The 18,435-nt window shown below is 67.3% G+C and carries 12 protein-coding genes; all 12 read left to right on the top strand.

The genetic code is table 11. The annotated features are described in order from the left end of the window. Positions 1-176, top strand: a 176-nt coding sequence (locus E5A73_RS19520; RefSeq protein ID WP_135965518.1) for an adenosylhomocysteinase, incomplete at its 5' end; no start/stop codon positions are given. A gap of 197 nt (positions 177-373) precedes the next feature. Continuing rightward, complete coding sequence (locus tag E5A73_RS19515) at positions 374-3,433, top strand: TonB-dependent receptor plug domain-containing protein (protein WP_135965517.1); 3,060 nt, start codon at positions 374-376, stop codon at positions 3,431-3,433. A 131-nt stretch (positions 3,434-3,564) separates the two neighbouring features. Continuing rightward, entirely contained in the window at positions 3,565-3,828 is a 264-nt protein-coding gene (locus E5A73_RS19510) for a hypothetical protein (protein WP_135965516.1), read from the top strand. Between the two features lie 3 nt (positions 3,829-3,831). Beyond that, positions 3,832-4,062 (top strand): hypothetical protein, encoded by a 231-nt coding sequence (locus E5A73_RS21495; protein ID WP_206366550.1) that lies wholly within the window; start codon positions 3,832-3,834, stop codon positions 4,060-4,062. 96 nt (positions 4,063-4,158) lie between these two features. Next, entirely contained in the window at positions 4,159-6,495 is a 2,337-nt protein-coding gene (locus tag E5A73_RS19505) for a PAS domain-containing sensor histidine kinase (protein WP_240700287.1), read from the top strand. Positions 6,496-6,644: 149 nt separating this feature from the next. Continuing rightward, the gene (gene tsaE / locus E5A73_RS19500; protein WP_135965515.1) at positions 6,645-7,094 is read left to right on the top strand and encodes a tRNA (adenosine(37)-N6)-threonylcarbamoyltransferase complex ATPase subunit type 1 TsaE; all 450 of its coding nucleotides are present in this window, start codon (positions 6,645-6,647) and stop codon (positions 7,092-7,094) included. Positions 7,095-7,099: 5 nt separating this feature from the next. Next, positions 7,100-8,074, top strand: a complete 975-nt coding sequence (locus tag E5A73_RS19495) for an aminoglycoside phosphotransferase family protein (RefSeq protein WP_135965514.1) — start codon at positions 7,100-7,102, stop codon at positions 8,072-8,074. Next, on the top strand, positions 8,071-8,826 hold the full coding sequence (locus E5A73_RS19490; RefSeq protein ID WP_135965513.1) for a nucleotidyltransferase family protein: 756 nt from the start codon (positions 8,071-8,073) through the stop codon (positions 8,824-8,826). The genes E5A73_RS19495 and E5A73_RS19490 overlap by 4 nt, the downstream gene beginning before the upstream one ends. A 140-nt stretch (positions 8,827-8,966) precedes the next feature. Further along, the gene (gene addB, locus E5A73_RS19485) at positions 8,967-11,897 is read left to right on the top strand and encodes a double-strand break repair protein AddB (RefSeq protein WP_135965512.1); all 2,931 of its coding nucleotides are present in this window, start codon (positions 8,967-8,969) and stop codon (positions 11,895-11,897) included. Continuing rightward, entirely contained in the window at positions 11,884-15,312 is a 3,429-nt protein-coding gene (gene addA / locus E5A73_RS19480; protein WP_135965511.1) for a double-strand break repair helicase AddA, read from the top strand. Before addB ends, addA begins: the two co-directional genes overlap by 14 nt. Positions 15,313-15,366: 54 nt before the next feature. Further along, positions 15,367-15,687: a thioredoxin gene (gene trxA, locus E5A73_RS19475; RefSeq protein ID WP_135965510.1), complete on the top strand. Its 321-nt coding sequence runs from the start codon at positions 15,367-15,369 to the stop codon at positions 15,685-15,687. Positions 15,688-16,061: 374 nt separating this feature from the next. After that, positions 16,062-18,431, top strand: a complete 2,370-nt coding sequence (locus E5A73_RS19470) for a GH92 family glycosyl hydrolase (protein WP_135965509.1) — start codon at positions 16,062-16,064, stop codon at positions 18,429-18,431. Positions 18,432-18,435: the final 4 nt, after the last annotated feature.

The raw sequence follows: 18,435 nt of genomic DNA, 5'->3' as shown, positions 1-18,435 counted from the left end.
AGGGCGAGAACTACAACAACGAAGTGTATGTCCTGCCGAAGCATCTCGACGAGAAGGTCGCGGCGCTCCACCTCGAGAAGCTCGGCGTCAAGCTGTCCAAGCTGACGAGCAAGCAAGCGGGCTATATCGGCGTGCCGGTCGAAGGACCGTTCAAGCCCGACCATTACCGTTACTGAGGCTTTCGAGCATCACGGGATCAAGGGCCGCGTCTCCACAGGAGGCGCGGCCCTTGTCGTTTCAGTCGACTTTAGTGTGTTGCAGGAATGCACCACAGTTGCATAAAGTCGAGTGAGGGCAGTCGCGGCAGGGATCAGACATGCTGCAGAAACGTAGCTGGCAGACCCGCTCCGCCTTGTTTTCGTGAGGAAGTTTCATGGGGTATTCCGTTTTCCGCTCGCGCGGATTGCTCACCGTTTCGGCCGCCGCGCTGTCGCTGGCCTTGCTCGCTCCGGCATATGCGCAGACCGCCGCGCCGGGGCAGAGCGACGATAATGTTCCCGAATCGACGGTCGCCAACGACCCCCAGAGCGAACAGGCCGAGGAGGCTCCCGAAGTCGTGGTGACCGGCTCGCGCATCCGCGTTACGCCAGGCTTCGACACGCCGAACCCGGTGGTCTCGCTGAGCGCCGAGACGATCCAGTCCTCGGGCACGACCAACCTTACCGACTTCCTGACCAGCTATCCAGCGCTGCAGGGCTCGTCGAGCTCGGCGGACAATTCGGGAAGCGGCGCGGGTATCGGCGCCACCGGGCTCAACCTGCTCGATCTGCGCAACCTCGGCACCGAGCGGACCTTGGTGCTGGTCGACGGCCGCCGCCACGTCGCGGGCCTTCCGGGCAGCGCCGCGGTCGACATCAACACGATCCCCAACGACCTGGTCCAGCGCGTCGAAGTGCTGACCGGTGGTGCGTCGGCGATCTATGGCGCCGATGGCGTGACCGGCGTGGTCAATTTCATCCTCAAAAAGGATTTCGAAGGCCTGACTGCGCGTGCACAGGCCGGCATCTCCGAATATGGCGATGCCGGACAGCGGCTGATCTCGGTCACCGCGGGCAAGAATTTCGCGGGCGGCCGCGGCAATGTCGCGCTCGCTTATGAATATAGCTCCGAAGACCGGCTGCAAGAGCGTGACCGCAAGCGCCTCAGCGGCACCGAGCGGACGGGCTTCTATCTGAACCCCGACGATCCCGAGAACCAGTCGGGCTATACCGGCGGCGCGACCAACGGCATTCCGGACTATGTTCCACTCAAGGATGTCCGCTATTACGACACCAACCGCGAAGGCGGCATCGACGTCAACGCCGATGGCTTCCCCGATTATTTCGTCGGCTTCGGCGGTGGGCTGACTGCGTTCGATCCGGGCCGCTTCGTGCCCAATTTCTACCAGCAGGGCGGCAACGGCACCTCGATCTCGGATTACGTCAACGATCTGCTGCCGGACGTCCGCCGTCATGTCGCGAACGCCATCGCGCATTTCGACGTTTCGGATAAGGTGACGATCTTCGCCGAGGGCAAATACGCCAACACGCGCAGCTATTCGCTCGGCCAGCCGACCTATGACTATTATCTGCTGACCCAGCCGGACAATCCGTTCCTGCCTGCAGGCGCGCTTGCCGCCAACCAGGCGGCAACGGCGGCCGGTGCGTGCGACGACCCCGACACGGGCGACCTCGAAGCCTGCGAGATCCTCGTCAACCGCGACAATTTCGACCTCGGCCGGCGCGGCGAGGACATCACCCGCGAGACCTGGCGCGGCGTCATCGGCGTGCGCGGCGAACTAAGCAGCCACCTCAATTACGAGGCGTCGTACACCTACGGCCGCACCGACGTTACCAGCCGCTATATCGGCGACATTCTCGACGACCGCTTCTATGCCGCGATCGACGTGGTGCAGGGCCCCAACGGCCCGACCTGCCGCGTCAATGTCGACCCGACCGCGGTCCCGAACCAGCCCTATAACTCGACTCGCGACGTGTTCGCGCCGACGACGTTCGCGGCGGGCCAGTGCATTCCGCTCAACATCTTCGGCGAGAACCGGAACAGCCAGGCGGCGCTCGACTGGATCCGCACCGATACCACCGATCGGGCACGGATCGAGCAGCATGTCGCCAGCGCCTATCTGTCGGGTGATCTCGGCGGGCTGTTCACGCTCCCCGGCGGCGCGGTCGCCTTCTCGGTCGGCGCCGAATATCGCAAGGAGAAGAGCCGCTTCATTCCCGACGCGATCGCGGCCCAGGGTCTCACCTTCACCAATGCACTGACCACCGATGCTGGTGAATATGACGTCAAGGAAGTGTTCGGCGAGCTGCGCATTCCGCTGATCCGCAACGGCTTCGTGCATCAGCTCGAAGTGGGCGGCGCGGTGCGCTATTCGGACTATTCGACGATCGGCAACACCACGTCGTGGAAGGTCGACGGCAGCTTCGCGCCGGTGCGCGACATCACCTTCACCGGCACCTATTCGAAGGCGGTCCGCGCCCCGAATATCGGCGAATTGTTCTCGGGGCTGTCGCAGACGTTCGAGTTCATCACCGATCCGTGCAACACCAACGAATTGCCCAACGGCACCCAGTATCGCGCGGCGAATTGCGCGGCGCTGCTGGGCGGGCTCGGTGCCGATCCGGCGACGTTCCGCGACACGCGCTCGTCGAACATCCCCGGCTTCCAGGGCGGCAATGCCAATCTGCGCCAGGAAGAGGCGACCACCTGGACGGTGGGTGCGATCCTGCAGCCGCGCTTCGTTCCCGGCCTGTCGCTGCGCGCCGACTGGTACGACATCCGCCTCGAGAACGCGATCAACACCGTCGCGCCCGAGCAGATCGCCCAGCTCTGCGTCGATCAGCCGACGCTCGACAATGTCTTCTGCGGCGGGATCGTGCGGCAGAATGGCGGCGCGACTCCCGGCTTCATCACCGGCTTCACGGTGACGCCGCAGAACGTCGCCGAGTTCCGCACCGCCGGGCTCGACGTCAATCTGAACTACCGGCTGCGCACCGATACGCTCGGCACGTTCAACCTGTCGGTGGTCGGCAATTATCTCGACCGTCTGCAGTTCGTCGGCACCCCAGGGGCAGACGTGACCAACCGGCGCCAGGAGAGCCTGTACCGCGCGCCGAAATACACGGTGACCGGCGACCTCACCTGGCAGAAGGGCCCGGTGACGATCAATTATGGCATCCAGTGGTTCGACAAGACGCTGCGCTTCAGCAACCTCGAGATCGAGGGCAATGAGGACATCGTCGCGCCGGAATATTTCTGGCTCAAGCAGCGCTGGCAGCATGACGTCTATGCGGCCTTCGACGTCAACGATCAGTTCCAGATCTATGGCGGCGTGAACAATGTGTTCGGCCAGCGCCCCGATATCGGGACGACCACCTATCCGGTCAGCTCGGTGGGTCGCTTCGGCTTTGTCGGCGCGCGGATGAAGCTCTGAGCCTCGAAAGCGGCCCGGTTGGAAGCGGCGAAGGGTCCGGCGAAAGCCGGGCCCTTTTCCTTTGGGTCGAAGCCCAATTCGGGAACGTCGGTTACCCGGCCTACGTTATTCGCTGCGACAGGGAGCTGAGAATGCGACATGTGCTGATTGCCAAGCTGGCACTGGGATGTGCCGGGATTTTCATGTGCGGCAGTGTCGCGGGCATGGGTCTCGCCAATTACGCCGCGTCCGGCTCGTTCGAATTCTACCAGCAGCAGCGGTTGGCGGACTGGTCGCCCGATCTTTCCGCCCGCCCGTCCGAGGTTCAGTCGGTCGATCTGGCATTTGCATCGGACCGCCGCGCCGGGCCGGAGGCGCTTGCATCCGAGGATGCACTTGCTTCGTTCGACCGCTGACTTGTGAAGGATAAACTAGCAAACCAAGATACCGGCTATGCGCATGAAAGGATCGCCGAGATCCTGCGTTCGGCCATGGGCGATCCCGAAGAGGAGGGGCTCGAAGACGAGACGCGGCGGCTAATGCTGCACCTGTCGATCGACTCGCCCGACAAAGTGGATGCTTCCGCCGCCGTACCCGCGCCTGCGGTTCCGGTTCGCAAGTCCTGGCTGCAGCGCGTGCTGCGCAGGTAGGTCGAGGCATAGCCAGACCACCAAGCCGCTTTCCGATCCGCACCGCTTTGCCTAAGGGTTGGCGATGATGGCACAGCGAAGCCGTGGAGTGGCGGTTTGATCGAGCTTCCGCAATCGGCGGCGATACTTGCGGGGGCAGTGCTCGCCGTGCTGCTGCTCGGTGCGATGTGGATGCTGTTCGCCGGGCTGCGCGCGCGTGCCGAAGCGCGCGAGGAGACCGATCGCAACACGCGCCTGGCCGCGTTACTGGCGAGTTCGCCCGCCCAGGCGATGCGCGTCCGTCCCGACGGGCGAGTCGAAGTGCCGCGGCGGCTGGCCGACTGGCTGGGTCTCGATCTGTTGCCGCGCGAACTTTCGGACCTTGCCGGAATCGAAAGCGGCCTCGTGGCCGGCGATGCCGAAATGCTCGAAAATCATGTGATCGCCGCGCAGAAAGCGGGGCAGCCGTTCAGCCTGGCAGTGCGCGCGCAGGGATCCGAACGCGCGCTGCTGGTGATCGGTGAGCGCGCGCCCGACGGGATGCGCGGGCAGAGCGGCGTGATATTGTGGTTCCTCGACGCGACCGAGAGCCAGAGCGAGATCGATCGCCTCCAGAACGAAACGACGCGGCTGCGCGCCGCCTTCGACGCGCTGACCGCGCTCATCGAAACCGCGCCGATGCCGATGTGGTATCGCGGCCCCGATCTCAAGCTGCTGATGGTCAATTCGGCTTATGTCCGCGCCGTCGAGGGCGGCAATAGCGAGGACGTGGTGACGCACGGGCTCGAACTGGTCGAAGGCGCAGGACTGGGTGGGCCGCTCGCCAACGCCGCGATCGCGCGCGACACCGGCGAGGCGCAGACCGCTGCTATGCCGGCGACGATCGGCGGCGCGCGCCGGATGCTGCGGCTCCACGACGTGCCGCTGCCGACCGGCGGCGTCGCCGGTTTCGCCGTCGATATCGAGGATTACGAGCAATTGCGCGGCGGGTTGAAGCGCTTCGGCGAGGCGCAGCGCGCGATGCTCGACCGGCTCTCCGCGGGCGTGGCGCAGTTCGCGCCCGATCGCAGCCTGGCTTTCTGCAACCAGCCGTTCCGCCGGATGTTCGCGATGAAGGTCGAATGGCTCGCCGATCGCCCCGAATTCGATCGCGTCCTCGATCGGATGCGCGAGGCCAATCGTGTGCCCGAAGTGCGCGACTATCCGGCGTGGAAGGCCGAGCGCCGCGAATGGTTCACCGCGCCCGACGCGGTCGAGGAGATCTGGAGCGTCGCCGGAGCGCACCTTCGCGTCGTCGCGCAGCCGCTGCCCGAGGGCGGGCTGCTGCTGATCTTCGAGGACCGCACCCAGCAGTTCGAGCTGCAGCGCGAACATGGCGAAATGCAGCAGGTCCGCACTGCGACGCTGGAGAGCCTCGCCGAAGCGGTCGGGGTGTTCGGCAAGGGCCGGCTGCAATTGTGGAACCGCAAGTTCCGCCAGGTATGGGGCTTCGAGGACGCGTTTCTCGACGGGCATCCGCAGATCGGCCAGTTGGTCAAGGCAGTGGGATCCAAGCTCGCCAATCCGGCGCGTGCGGAAGTGCTCGGCGATCTGATCCGGCTCGCGGCGAAGGACCGGCAGACGCGCGGCAGCACGGTGGCGTTCGCCGATGGGCGGCATTTCGACGTCACTGCGGTGCCTTTGCCGGACGGCAATGCATTGGTGACGATGCTCGACACCACCGACCACCACCGCGCCGAGCGCGCGCTGCGCGATCGCAACGAGGCGCTCGAGGCGGCGGACCAGGTCAAGACCGCGTTCGTCGCCAATATGAGCTACGAGCTGCGCACCCCGCTGACCTCGATCAAGGGCTTCACCGAGATGCTGCACGGCGGCTTCGCGGGCCGGCTGACCAAGAACGCGGTCGAATATACCGAGGCGATCCTGACCTCGGTCGATCGGCTGAGCGCCTTGGTCGACGATGTGCTCGACCTGACGCAGGGCGAAGGCGCGCCGCTGGAGAAGGTGGCGGTCGATCTCGAACTTGCCGCCAATGCAGCCGCCGAGGCGATCGCGCCGCTCGCCAAGGCCAAGAAGATCGAATTGGTGGTCGAGGATGCCGGCAGCGCGGGAAGCGTGACTGGGGATTTGCGGCGCTTGCGGCAAGTGATCGAGCATTTGCTGCGCCACGCCGTGGCGTGCACGCCCGAGGACGGACGGGTACTGCTCCATCTCGACGGCAACGAGCGCGTGGCGCGCGTGATCGTATCGGACAACGGCCCGGGGATGAGCCGCGACGCCGTGCGCCGGGCGTTCGACAGCTTCGCCCAGCACGGGATTTCACGCAGTGGCGAGCGGGCGCTCGGGCTCGGCATGCCGCTGGCGAAGCAGTTCGTCGAGGCGCATGGCGGGCGGATCGAACTGATCTCCGAACCGGGCGAGGGGACGTTGGTGACGGTGGAGCTGCCGCGGTGAGGCTGGAGCAAATCCTCCCCCCGGGAGGGGGCGGTGGCAGCCGCAGGCTGACGGAGGGGGTGCTCTCCACCTCGCCGTGTCGCTTGCGGAAAGCACCCCCTCCGTCGTGCTGCGCACGACACCTCCCCCTCCCGGGGGGAGGATTTTAAGTGTTGCTCGCTTCGCCCGAAGAATCGCTGGCCCTCGGCGCGCGTCTCGCCGAGCTCGTCCGCCCCGGCGATGTGATCGCGCTGTCCGGTCCGCTCGGCGCGGGCAAGACCAGCATCGCACGCGGGCTGCTCGCCGCGCTCGGGCTGGAAGAGGAGGCACCGAGCCCGAGCTTCGCGATCGTCCAGCCTTATGATCCGCCCGAGGTGCGCTTCCCGGTGCTCCACGTCGATCTCTATCGGATCGAACATCCCGACGAAGCCGAGGAATTGGGGCTCGACGACGCGCGCGGCGATTCGCTGCTGATCGTCGAATGGCCCGAACGCTTTGGCGCGGCGTACTGGCACGATGCGTTGTGGCTCAGCCTGGAACCGACGCCGGATGGCGCGCGCGTCTTGACAGCGAAGGTGCCGGCGGCATGGAAGGACCGATGGCCTCAAATCCTCCCATAGCCGACATGAACCCGCCCGCTGCGGCCCCCGATTTCCTGATTGCCGCCGGATGGGAAGGCGCCGAGATCCGGCCGCTCGCCGGCGACGCGTCGTTCCGCCGCTATTTCCGTGTCGTCCACCACGATCGCAGTGCGATCCTGATGGATGCGCCGCCGCCATACGAGGATCCGCGGCCGTTCATTTCGATTGCCCGCTGGCTCGGCGAGCGCGGGTTCGCCGCGCCGCGGATCCTGTCCGAAAATCTGGAGCAGGGACTCATCCTGCTGGAAGATTTCGGCGATGCCAGGCTGCGTGAAACGGTCGACGCCGCGCCCGAAAGCGAGTTGCGGCTCTACGAAGAGGCTGTCGATCTGTTGATTCGGCTCGGCCAGCACGAAGCGGCGGATATCCGACCCTACGACCTGGCCGAATATCAGCGCGAAGTGGCGTTGCTGCCCGAATGGTACACGCCCGCAGTCGGACTCGAAGTCGATATGCAGGGGTATGTCGATGCGTGGGATCAGGTGCTGGTGCCGCTGCTGACGGGTCATACGCCCGTCACGGTGCTGCGCGACTACCATGCCGAGAACATCATGCTGATCGAAGGTAGCGAGAGTTTGGGCCTTCTCGATTTCCAGGACGCGCTTGCGGGCCACCCCGCCTATGACCTCGTCTCGCTGCTGCAGGATGCGCGGCGCGACGTCGCGCCCGAGCTCGAGACCGCGATGCTCGATCGCTATCAGAGGATCACCGGTGCGGGCGATGCGTTCGAAATCGCCTATAACGTGCTCGGCGCGCAGCGGAACGCCAAGATCGTCGGCATCTTCACCCGGCTGTGGAAGCGCGATGGCAAGCAGCGTTATCCGGGATTGTGTCCGCGCGTCTGGGGATATCTCGAGCGCGATTTGAAGCATCCGGCGCTCAAGCCGGTGTCGGACTGGTTCGACGCCAACGTGCCGACCGAGATGCGCGGCGATCCGCTGGCGATCGTCGGCGAATGAGCGGAGTCTATTCGCTGCGGCCGCAGCCCGATGCGGCCGTGCCCGAAACGGCGATGGTGATGGCGGCGGGGCTGGGCAAAAGGATGCGCCCGCTCACCGCGACGCGGCCCAAGCCATTGGTCGAAGTGGCCGGCAAGGCGCTGATCGATCACACTTTCGATCATCTGCGCACCGCCGGGGTGAAGCGCGCGATCGTCAACGTCCATTATCTCGCCGATCAGATGGAAGCCCATCTGCGCGCGCGCGTGAAGGATCTGGACGTCGTGATCTCCGACGAGCGGCGTCAATTGATGGAGACCGGCGGCGGCATCGTCCAGGCACGCGAGATGATCGGCGACTCGCCGTTCCTCTGCGTCAACAGCGACAATCTGTGGGTCGACGGGCCGATCGACGCGATCCGCGGGCTGGCGGCGCAATGGGACGATGCGCGGATGGACGCACTGCTGCTGCTGGTGCCGCTCGCGCGCGCCAATTGCCACAAGGGGCAGGGCGATTTCCGGCTCGACCCGATGGGACGGATCACCGAGCGCCGCAAGCCGGGCCGGCTCGCGCCGTTCGTGTTCATCGGCGTGTCGATCCTGTCGCCGCGATTGATCCGCGATTGGCCCGAGGGGCCGTTCTCGACCAACCTGTTCTTCAACCGCGCGCTCGAGGCGGGGCGGCTTTGGGGCGTGGTGCACCAGGGACTGTGGTTCGATGTCGGGACGCCGGCGGCGGTGGGCGCGGCCGAGGCGGTGCTGGCGGAGATTTGAACTTCTGTTCCCCTCCCTGAAAGGGAGGGGCTAAGGGTGGGTGCGCCGCGCGAGCGGCGCGCTTGCCTCCGGCGAAGGAGGCTCGCTACGCTCGCCACCCACCCCCGACCCCTCGCTTTCAGGGAGGGGAGAAAGTATAGATGCCCGAACGCCTCCATCTCTACACCATCCCGCCGCACCGTGCCTTTGCCGATGCGCTGGCGATCGGGCTGATCCGGCGCTTCGGTAGCGATCCGATTCGGCTGGCGCGTGGGCTGGTGCTGCTGCCCAACAACCGCGCCAAGCGGGCGATCCAGGACGCGTTCGTGCGGGCCAGCGAGGGCGGGCTGCTGCTGCCGCGGCTGGTGGCGGTCGGCGATCCCGAGCTGGACGAGGCGGTGTTCGACAGCGCCGATGACGCGGAGCCGATACCGCCTGCGGTCGAGCCGCTTCAGCGTCGGATGATCCTCGCGCGGCTGATCCAGGAAAGCGGCGCGCAGGTCGATGCGGCGGAGGCGGTCCGGCTCGCCGGCGACCTCGCCACTACGCTCGACCAATTGCTGATCGAGGAAGTCGCGCCGCGCGCGCTCAAGGAAATCGAACTCAGCCAGGAGCTTTCGGCGCATTGGGAGCGCTCGCTCGCTTTGTTCGAGGTCGTGCTGACACGCTGGCCGAAGGAATTGGAGCGGCTCGGGCGAGTCGACCTTGCCGAGCGCCGGCGGCGGCTGATCGACAAGGTCGCGAAGCGCTGGCGCATTGCCCCGCCGAACGGCTTCGTCTGCGCGGCCGGCGTGGCGGCACCGGCCCCGGTCTTCGCACGATTGCTGCGCAGCATTTCAGGAATGCCACAGGGGATGGTGGTGCTGCCGGGACTCGCCACCGGGATCAGCGACATGGAATGGGACGCGCTGGGGCCGCACAAGCCCGACCCGGTCAGCGGGCGCCGCCGGCGCAGTCTGGAGAGCCATCCGCAATTCCATTTGAAGCTCTTGCTCGACCGGATGGGCGTGCATCGCAGCGAATTCGATCCGTGGCGGGTGGTGAGCGAGCATGACGCACCGCCGGCGCGGAGCAAGGCGATCGCGTCGGCAATGGCGCCGCCCGAACTGACCCATGGCTGGACCGCGCTGCCGGCGGCCGAGCGGCGGCTCGATGGCGTGCGCGTGCTCGAAGTCGCGACGCCTGCCGAGGAGGCGCAGGGGATCGCGCTGGCGCTGCGCGAAGTGCTCGAGACGCCGGGGCGGACCGCGGCCCTGGTGACGCCGGACCGCGTGCTGGCGCGTCGCGTGGCGGCGCATTGCGCTCGCTGGGGGATCGCGGTGGACGATTCGGCGGGACAGGCCTTGTCGATCCTGCCGCCGGGAACCTTGCTGCTCGCGCTCGCCGAAGCCGCGGCGCAGGGCTTTGCACCGCTGCCATTGCTGACCTTGCTCAAGCATCCGCTGGTGATGGCCGAGCGTCGCGCCGAGTGGCTCGAAGGCGTGCGCCGGCTCGACCGCGCGCTGCGTGGACCACGGCCGGCACCGGGACTGGCCGGGATCGATCGCCATCTCGCCGAGCAGGAGGGCAGGGACGGGCATCTGCGCCGCGCGGCCCAGCGCTGGTGGCCCGAGGCGCGAGCGCTGCTGGCACCGCTGGAGGAAATCTTCGCCGGTGGGGCGCAGCCGGTGCCGGCATTGCTGGCGGGGCTGCGCGAGACCGCACAGGCTTTGGGCGGCGATGCCCTCTGGGCCCGCGCCGAGGGACGAGAGGCGGCGAATTTGCTCGATGCCGCCGAGCGCGAGGCCGCGAACGGCCCGCCGCGTGCCGAGCCCGAAGCGCTCGCGCCGATGCTGCGCACCTTGATGGACGAAGTCGCGGTGCGGCCGCCCCAGGGTGGGCATCCACGCCTCGCGATCCTCGGCCTGATCGAGGCGCGGCTGCAGACCGCCGATCTGATGATACTCGGCGGATTGAACGAAGGCGTCTGGCCCGGGCTGCCCGCGCCCGACCCGTGGCTGGCGCCGCGGATCCGCGCCGAGCTCGGCCTGCCGGGACTCGAGCGGCGGATCGGGCTTTCGGCGCATGACCTTGCCGGCGGGCTGGGCGCGCCGCAGGTGCTGCTCACCCGCGCCCGGCGCGATGCCAGTGCGCCCACGATCGCCTCGCGTTTCTGGCTGCGGCTCGAAGCATTGTCGGGTGGGCTGGAACGCGCCCGGGAGATCGCGGCGTGGCTGCGCGGGATCGACGATCCGGGGGCGCACGCGCCTGCCGAACGGCCTGCCCCCCAACCGCCGGTGGAATTGCGCCCCAAGGCGTTGTCGGTGACCGAAGTCGATCGGCTCAAGGCAGACCCTTATGCGTTTTACGCGCGGCGGATGCTGCGGCTGATGCCGCTCGATCCGGTCGATGCCGATCCGAGCGCGGCGTGGCGCGGAACCGCAGTGCATGCGGTGCTCGAACGCTGGTTCGCCGAGGACGATTGCGCGCCACAGCAACTCCGTGCGCGCGCCGAGGCGATGCTGGCCGATGAGCGGACGCATCCGATGATGCGGGCGCTATGGGCGCCGAGGCTGATGGAGGCGGTGGACTGGATCGCTGCGCAGATCGCTGCCGACCCGTCTCGCAGCGTAATCGCCGTGGAGAAACGGGGCGTGCTTCCGTTTGCGGGAGTCGAGTTGAGCGGCACCTTCGACCGGATCGACCGGATGGGCGACGGCAGCCTCGCGATCGTCGATTACAAGACCGGCAAGCCGCCGAGCCTCGCCGCGGTGCGCGAGGGGTTCAGCCTCCAGCTCGGGCTGCTCGGGCTGATCGCCGAGCGCGGCGGGTTCTACGGGATCGCCGGGCGCGCGAAGCAGTTCGAATATTGGTCGCTGTCGAAGAACAGCCGCGGCGCCTTCGGCTATGTCGAGAGCCCGTGCGATCCCAAGCGCCGCGATTATCTGCCGGCAGACGAGTTCATCGACCGCGCGGTGGCGCAGTTCGAAGGCGCGGCGCGGATGTGGCTGACCGGGGACGAGCCCTTCACCGCCAAGCTGCACCCCGATTACGCGCCTTATGCCGAATATGACCAGTTGATGCGGCGAGACGAATGGTATGGCCGTGAGTGAGGTCCGTCCGCTCCACCCCCTCAAGGGCAATCAGCGCCGCGCCAGTGATCCGGCGCGACACATCTGGCTGTCCGCCTCCGCCGGCACCGGCAAGACCCAGGTGCTCGCCGCGCGCGTCTGGCGGCTGCTGCTCGCCGGCACCGATCCCGGCGCGATCCTGTGCCTGACCTTCACCAAGGCAGGCGCCGCCGAAATGTCCGAGCGGATCACCAGCCGGCTGGCGCGCTGGGTGCGGGCGAGCGATGCCGAACTGGTCGCCGATCTCGAAGCATTGGGCGAGAGCATCGCGCCCGAGGGCCGCGCCCGTGCGCGCACCTTGTTCGCCAAGGTGCTCGACGCGCCTGGCGGCGGCATCCGCATCCAGACGATCCACAGCTTCTGCCAGTCCTTGCTATCGGCATTCCCGGTCGAGGCGGGGCTGGTCCCCGGCTTCCGCCCGCTCGACCAGCGCGAGGAAGCGGTGCTCGCCCGCGAGGCACTCGCCGAGATGCTGGTCGATGCCGGGCGCGAGGGGCGGACCGCATTGATCGACTCCGTGGGCGCGCTCAGCCTCAGGCTCGGCGAAGGCAAGGCCGAGGCGTTTCTCAAGATCTGCGCGTCGAACGCCGAAGCAATGGCGGGCCTGCCGAGCGGGATCCAGCCCTTCCTGCGGCGCGCGATGAACTTGCCGAGCGGAGACATCGCCGCAGAGATCGAGACTTGCTGCGGCGACGATACGTTCGACTGCAGCGGTCTGCGCGAAATCGCGGCGATGAACGCGAATTGGGGGACCAAGTCCGGCCTCGCGCGCGCGGAGGAGATCGCGATGTGGCTCACGCTGCCGCCGGCCAAGCGCGCGCTGCGGCTGGCCGACCTCCACTCCGTCTGGGCCACCGCCAAGGGCGAGCCGCGCTCGTTCGGCAAGGGGCAGGCGCCGCAGGATGCGGCTTATGCCGATCTCGCGATGCGGCTGCACGGGCATTGCGGACAATTGATCGGGATGAAGGTCCAGGCGGATTTCGCCGATCTGCTCGCACGCGGGCTCGAGGCGGGGCGAGTCTATGCGGAAACCTATGGCCGGGCGAAGCGCCGCGTCGGCGCAGTCGACTTCAACGACCTGATCCGCAAGACCGTCGCCTTGCTCGCCGAGCCCGGCATGGGCGAATGGGTGCGCTACAAGCTCGACCAGGTCACCGAGCACGTCCTGATCGACGAGGCGCAGGATACCAATCCGCAGCAATGGGCGATCGTCAGTGCGATCGCCGACGAGTTCTTCGCGGGCGAGGGCGCGCGGGGCGAGGCGCTGCGCACGCTGTTCACTGTCGGCGACTATAAGCAGGCGATCTTCGGCTTCCAGGGCACCGACCCGATCTTTTTCCGCGCGGCGTTCGAGCGGTTCTGGCAGGCGTCGCGGGTGCGGGCGGATTATGACGTCGAGGCGCGCGAACTCGAATCCTTGTCGCTCACCCACAGCTTCCGCTCGACTCGCCCGGTGCTCGAATTCGTCGACGCGGCGCTCGGCGGGCTGCCCGAGCCTGGAATGGGCGATCTCAGCGATGCCGAGCCGCACGCCAGCGAAGTGCCGGGGCCGGGGACGGTCACCTTGTGGCCGGCCACCGCCGAGGGCGGCAGCGCTTCCGACGAGGAGGAATGGGTCGGCGACACCACGCGCAAACTGGCCGGAGACATTGCGCGCGCGATCAAGAAGTGGCTCGCCGACGGGCTGATGCTCGAGAGCAAGGGCCGGCCGCTGCACCCCGAGGACGTGATGATCCTCGTCAAGCGTCGCGGCGAGCTGGCGTCGCTGATCGTCGCGCGGCTCTATGCCGAGGGGGTGCCGGTGGCGGGCGTCGACCGGCTGCGGCTCAACGCGCCGCTCGCGGTGCAGGATCTGCTCGCGGCGGTGCGCTTCGTGCTCCAGCCCGAGGACGATCTGTCGCTGGCATCGCTTCTGGTCTCGCCGCTGATCGGCTGGAGCCAGGACGACCTCATGGCCGCAGCGTTGCGGCCGAAGAACGCGTCGCTCTGGTCGCATTTGCGCGACATGGCGAAGGATCGGATCGCGCCGCTGGAGACGCTGCTCAACCGCGCCGATTTCACGACGCCCTATCGCTTCCTTGAGGAGATATTGTCGGGGCCGCTCGACGGGCGGCGGAAGCTGCTGCTCCGGCTCGGCGAGGAAGCGCGCGATCCGATCGAGGAATTGCTCAACGCCGCGCTCAATTTCGAGAATGTCGCGACGCCCTCGCTCCAGCGCTTCCTCGACTGGTTCGATCGCGGCGATGTCGAGATCGTCCGCGATGCGGCGCAGCCGGCGGGGGCGGTACGGGTGATGACGGCCCACGGTGCGAAGGGGCTGCAGGCGCCGCTGGTGATCCTCGCCGACGCGACGGTCGATCCGACGCGCTCCCCCCGCGATTTCCTGCTCTGGGTGCCCGGGGGGCATGAGGGCGCGCCGTTCCCGATCTTCCGGCCGCGCGCGGCGGAGCGGGGCGGGCCGCTCGACGCCGTGCTCGAAATTGCCGACCGGCGCGAGCTGCAGGAGCATTGGCGGCTGTTCTACGTCGCCGCAACTCGTGCCGAGGAACGGCTGGTCATCGCCGGCGCGCTGGGGCCGCAGGCCAAGGGTGTGCCGCCGGAGGCCAGCTGGTACGCGGCCTGTGTACGCGCGTTCGATGCGCTCGGCGTTCCCGAAGGTGAGGTGCGTGCGTTTCACGGCACCAGGCCGGCCGAACCCGTTTCGCTCGCTGCTCTGCGGCCTGGCGTTGAGCACCCTGCCGACGCGCTGCCCGGCTGGATCGCGCAGCCGGCACCGGCGGAGGCGCGGCCGCCGCGGCCGCTGGCGCCGTCGTCGCTCGGCGAAGACCTTGCCGCCGATCCGCCGCCGACCCCGGCGTTGCGAGCTGCGGCCGAGCGCGGGCGACTGCTCCACGCGCTGTTCGAGCGACTGCCCGCGCTGGCGCCGGATGCGCGTGCCGGAGCCGCCGAGCGGTGGCTGGCCGGACCGGGAGGCGTGGAGGACGCGGTCGCGCGGAGCGAAATCGCCGCGGCGGCCATGACGGTGATCGAGGATCCCGGTTTTGCCGAACTCTTTACCCCCGACGCGCTGGCCGAGGCACCGATCGCGGCGGTGGTCGAGGGGCTGGTGGTGTCGGGAACGGTCGACCGGCTGGTGGTCGGTTCCGATGTCGTCCGCGTCGTCGACTTCAAGACGGCGCGGCGGGCACCTGCGACTCTCGATGCGATCCCGGCTTATCATCTGCGCCAGATGGCGGCCTACGCCGCGGCGCTGGCGGTGATCTTCCCCGGCAGGCGAATCGAGGCGGCGTTGCTCTACACCGCGGGGCCGACGCTCCACGTCTTGCCGCCTGCGCTGCTCGCCGCGCGAAAGGCCGACTTGGTCGCGACGGAGCAAAGCTTGGGCTCGCGCGCTTGAGCCGGGGCCTCCGCGCACATAGATAAACGTTCAAGATAATCAGGAGACTGTTCCATGGCCACTCAGGCTACCACCGATGCCAGCTTCGACGCCGATGTCCTCCAGGCCGACAAGCCTGTGCTCGTGGACTTCTGGGCGGAGTGGTGCGGGCCGTGCCGAATGATCGCGCCGGCGCTCGAAGAACTCGCCGCCGAGCTCGGCGACAAGGTCACCATCGTCAAGCTCGACATCGATGAGAATCCCGATGCGCCGACTAAATATGGCGTGCGCGGAATCCCCACGATGATCCTGTTCAAGAATGGCCAGGAGGCGGCCAAGCAGGTCGGGGCGCTGCCCAAGAACGCAATCAAGCAGTGGATCGAGCGCGAGCTCTGATCGCTGCGGGCGGCGAGGCGCTGCCCTGAAATTTGCGGGCATAGAGCGCGGTCGTTCCTTGATGGAGCGGCCGCGCTTCACGCGTTGGGGTGCCTAAATCCTCCCTCGCGGAGCGGGGGAGGCGGCGCCGAAGGCGACGGAGGGGGCTTCGCCGCAAGCGGTGCTTTGGTGGAGAGGCCCGCCTCCGTCACGCTGCGCGTGCCACCTCCCCCGCTGGGCCAGGAAGGATCAGGTAAAATCTACGCGCGAAACCAATTGACAAAATGCTTTATTTAATCGAATTTCACGGAGCTGACAGGACTGGCCGCGTGGCCGGGACCTGTTGCCGATAAAGATCGGGACGCATGAGCGGCCCGCGGGAGAAGGGGTCGACAATGAAACTGGGTGTCCGCACGCTGAATCAGAGTTTGTCGAGCCGCCGCGTATCTGGCTCCCTTCTCCTGCTGGCCACCACCGCGCTCTGGCTGAGCCCGCTCCACGCGCAGCGGGCACCGCGCGAACCCGTCGACGAAGCCAATCCGCTGGTCGGCACCGCACCGCTCGACAAGCCGGAGCTGATCGGCAACGCGCCGCCCGCCGGCGAACCGCTTTATTCCGGGCTGACCTCTCCCGGCGCGCGGCTGCCGCACAGCGCGGTCGAAGCAGCGCCGGTCAATTCCAATGTCGAGCTGAGCTATCCGTGGGGCGTCGCCACGCCTTATTATTATACCAGTCCCACGATGATCGGCTTCACCGGCGGCGGTGGCCCGACTTATGGCGCGCGCGCCACGCCGACCCTGATGCCGGTGGTCGGCGACTGGACGGTGCCGCCGGTCTATACCCAGTCGTGGTACGACAAGGCGCGCGAGACGGCGGCGCCGGGCTATTATTCGGTGTTCCTCGATACCTTCAAGACCAAGGTAGAGCTCACCGCGACGCAGGCGACGGCGCTGATGCGCTTCACCTTTCCGGCGACCGAGCGCGCACACATCATTCTCAACCTGCAGGGGCGCGGCGGCACGGTCGAGATCGTCGGCGACCGGACGGTGCGCGGCGTGGTCGCCAGCCACAACGACAATGAAACGCGCGACGGGCGCTATTTCGTCGCCGAGTTCTCGAAGCCTTTCAAGCGCTACGGCACCTTCCGCAAGGCGCCGGGCACTGCGCGCGGCTATGGCATCGGCGACAAGGACGTCCAGCCCGATACCCGCAGCATCGAGGGCGGATTCGCCGGCTCCTATCTCGACTTCACCACCGCGCAGGGCGAGGCGGTGCTGGTAAAGATCGCGCATGGCGCCAGTTATCAGGTCGCCGAAGCGCGGCTGCGCGCCGAGAGCCCGGGCTGGGACTTCGACGGTATTCGCGGCAAGGCGCGCGCCGAATGGGCGCAGTTGCTCAACCGCGTTCAGGTGACCGGCGGCACGCCCAAGCAGCGGATGCTGTTTTATTCGACTCTGCTCCAGTCCTTCGCCAGCCCGCGGCTGGTCGCGCGCAAGGGCGAGGATTTTACCGACAGCAAGGGTAGGACCCAGACCGCGGCCTATGACCGCTATGGGCCGGTGCCGTTCTGGGATACCGGGCGCAACCAGATCGTCTTGCTCGAGCTGATGGAGCCCGAGGCGGTGCGCGACATCATGCAGTCGGAGCTCGACATGGCGCGCGAACGCGGCTTCATGAACAGCTCGTTCCACGGCGACAATGCCGTGTTCCTCTACCTCGGCGCGATGCGGCGCGGCATCCCTTTCGATTACGCCGCCGCCTACGAATATATGCGCAAGAACGCGACCGACCCCAAGGGGCCGCGCGACTTCCTCGCCGAATATGACAAACAGGGCTGGGTGTCGGACGAGATTCCGAAGGGCAATCCCAGCCCGCCTTATGCCGGCGGCAAGGCCGGCGCCGCCAAGACGCTCGAATATGCGTGGGACGATCACGCAATGGCCGAATTCGCTCAGCGGCTCGGCAAGAGCGACGATGCGAGGCTGTTCCGCAAGCGCGCGGCCAATTGGCGCAACGTGTTCGATCGCTCGATCGGCTTCGTCCGCGGGCGCACTGCCGACGGCAAGTGGATCAGCCCGTTCGATCCGGCCGAGCCCTATTACAACTTCATGATGAAGGAAGCGTCGGGCTGGTCGACGCTGTGGCTGGTGCCGCACGACGTCCAGGGGCTGATCGACGCGCTCGGCGGACGTGCGGGCTTCAACGCCAAGCTCGATGAATTCTTCACCAAGCCCTACAACCCGACCGGCATCTGCCGCGACTGCACCGGCGTGATCGGCCAGTACGTCCATGGCAATCAGCCTGACCAGCAGGCGCCGTTCTTCTATGTGTGGAGCGGCCAGCCGTGGAAGACGCAGGAACTCAACCGGCGCATCCTGCGCGATCTCTATGGCAGCGACGAAAGCGGCTATGGCTATTCGGGGATGGACGATCAGGGCGCGACCTCGTCCTGGTATGCGATGGCGGCGTTGGGCTTCTACCCGGTAGATCCGTCGAGCGACGAATATATCATCGGTAGCCCGATCTTCGATCGTTCGGTGCTCCAGATGGGCAATGGCAAGGCGCTCGAGATCGTCGCGAAGAACAATTCGGCCAAGAACCTCTACATCCAGTCGGCAACCCTCAACGGCCGCGCCTGGACCAAATCGTGGTTCCGCCACGCCGATATCGCGAATGGCGCGAAGCTGGTGCTCGTGATGGGTGCCAAGCCGAGCGCATGGGGCAGCGCTCCCGGCGACGCGCCGCCTTCGATGTCGCGGCACTGAGAGG

Source organism: Sphingomonas gei (assembly GCF_004792685.1).
GTDB lineage: Bacteria > Pseudomonadota > Alphaproteobacteria > Sphingomonadales > Sphingomonadaceae > Sphingomonas > Sphingomonas gei.
This window is presented reverse-complemented; position numbering and strand designations above follow the sequence as displayed.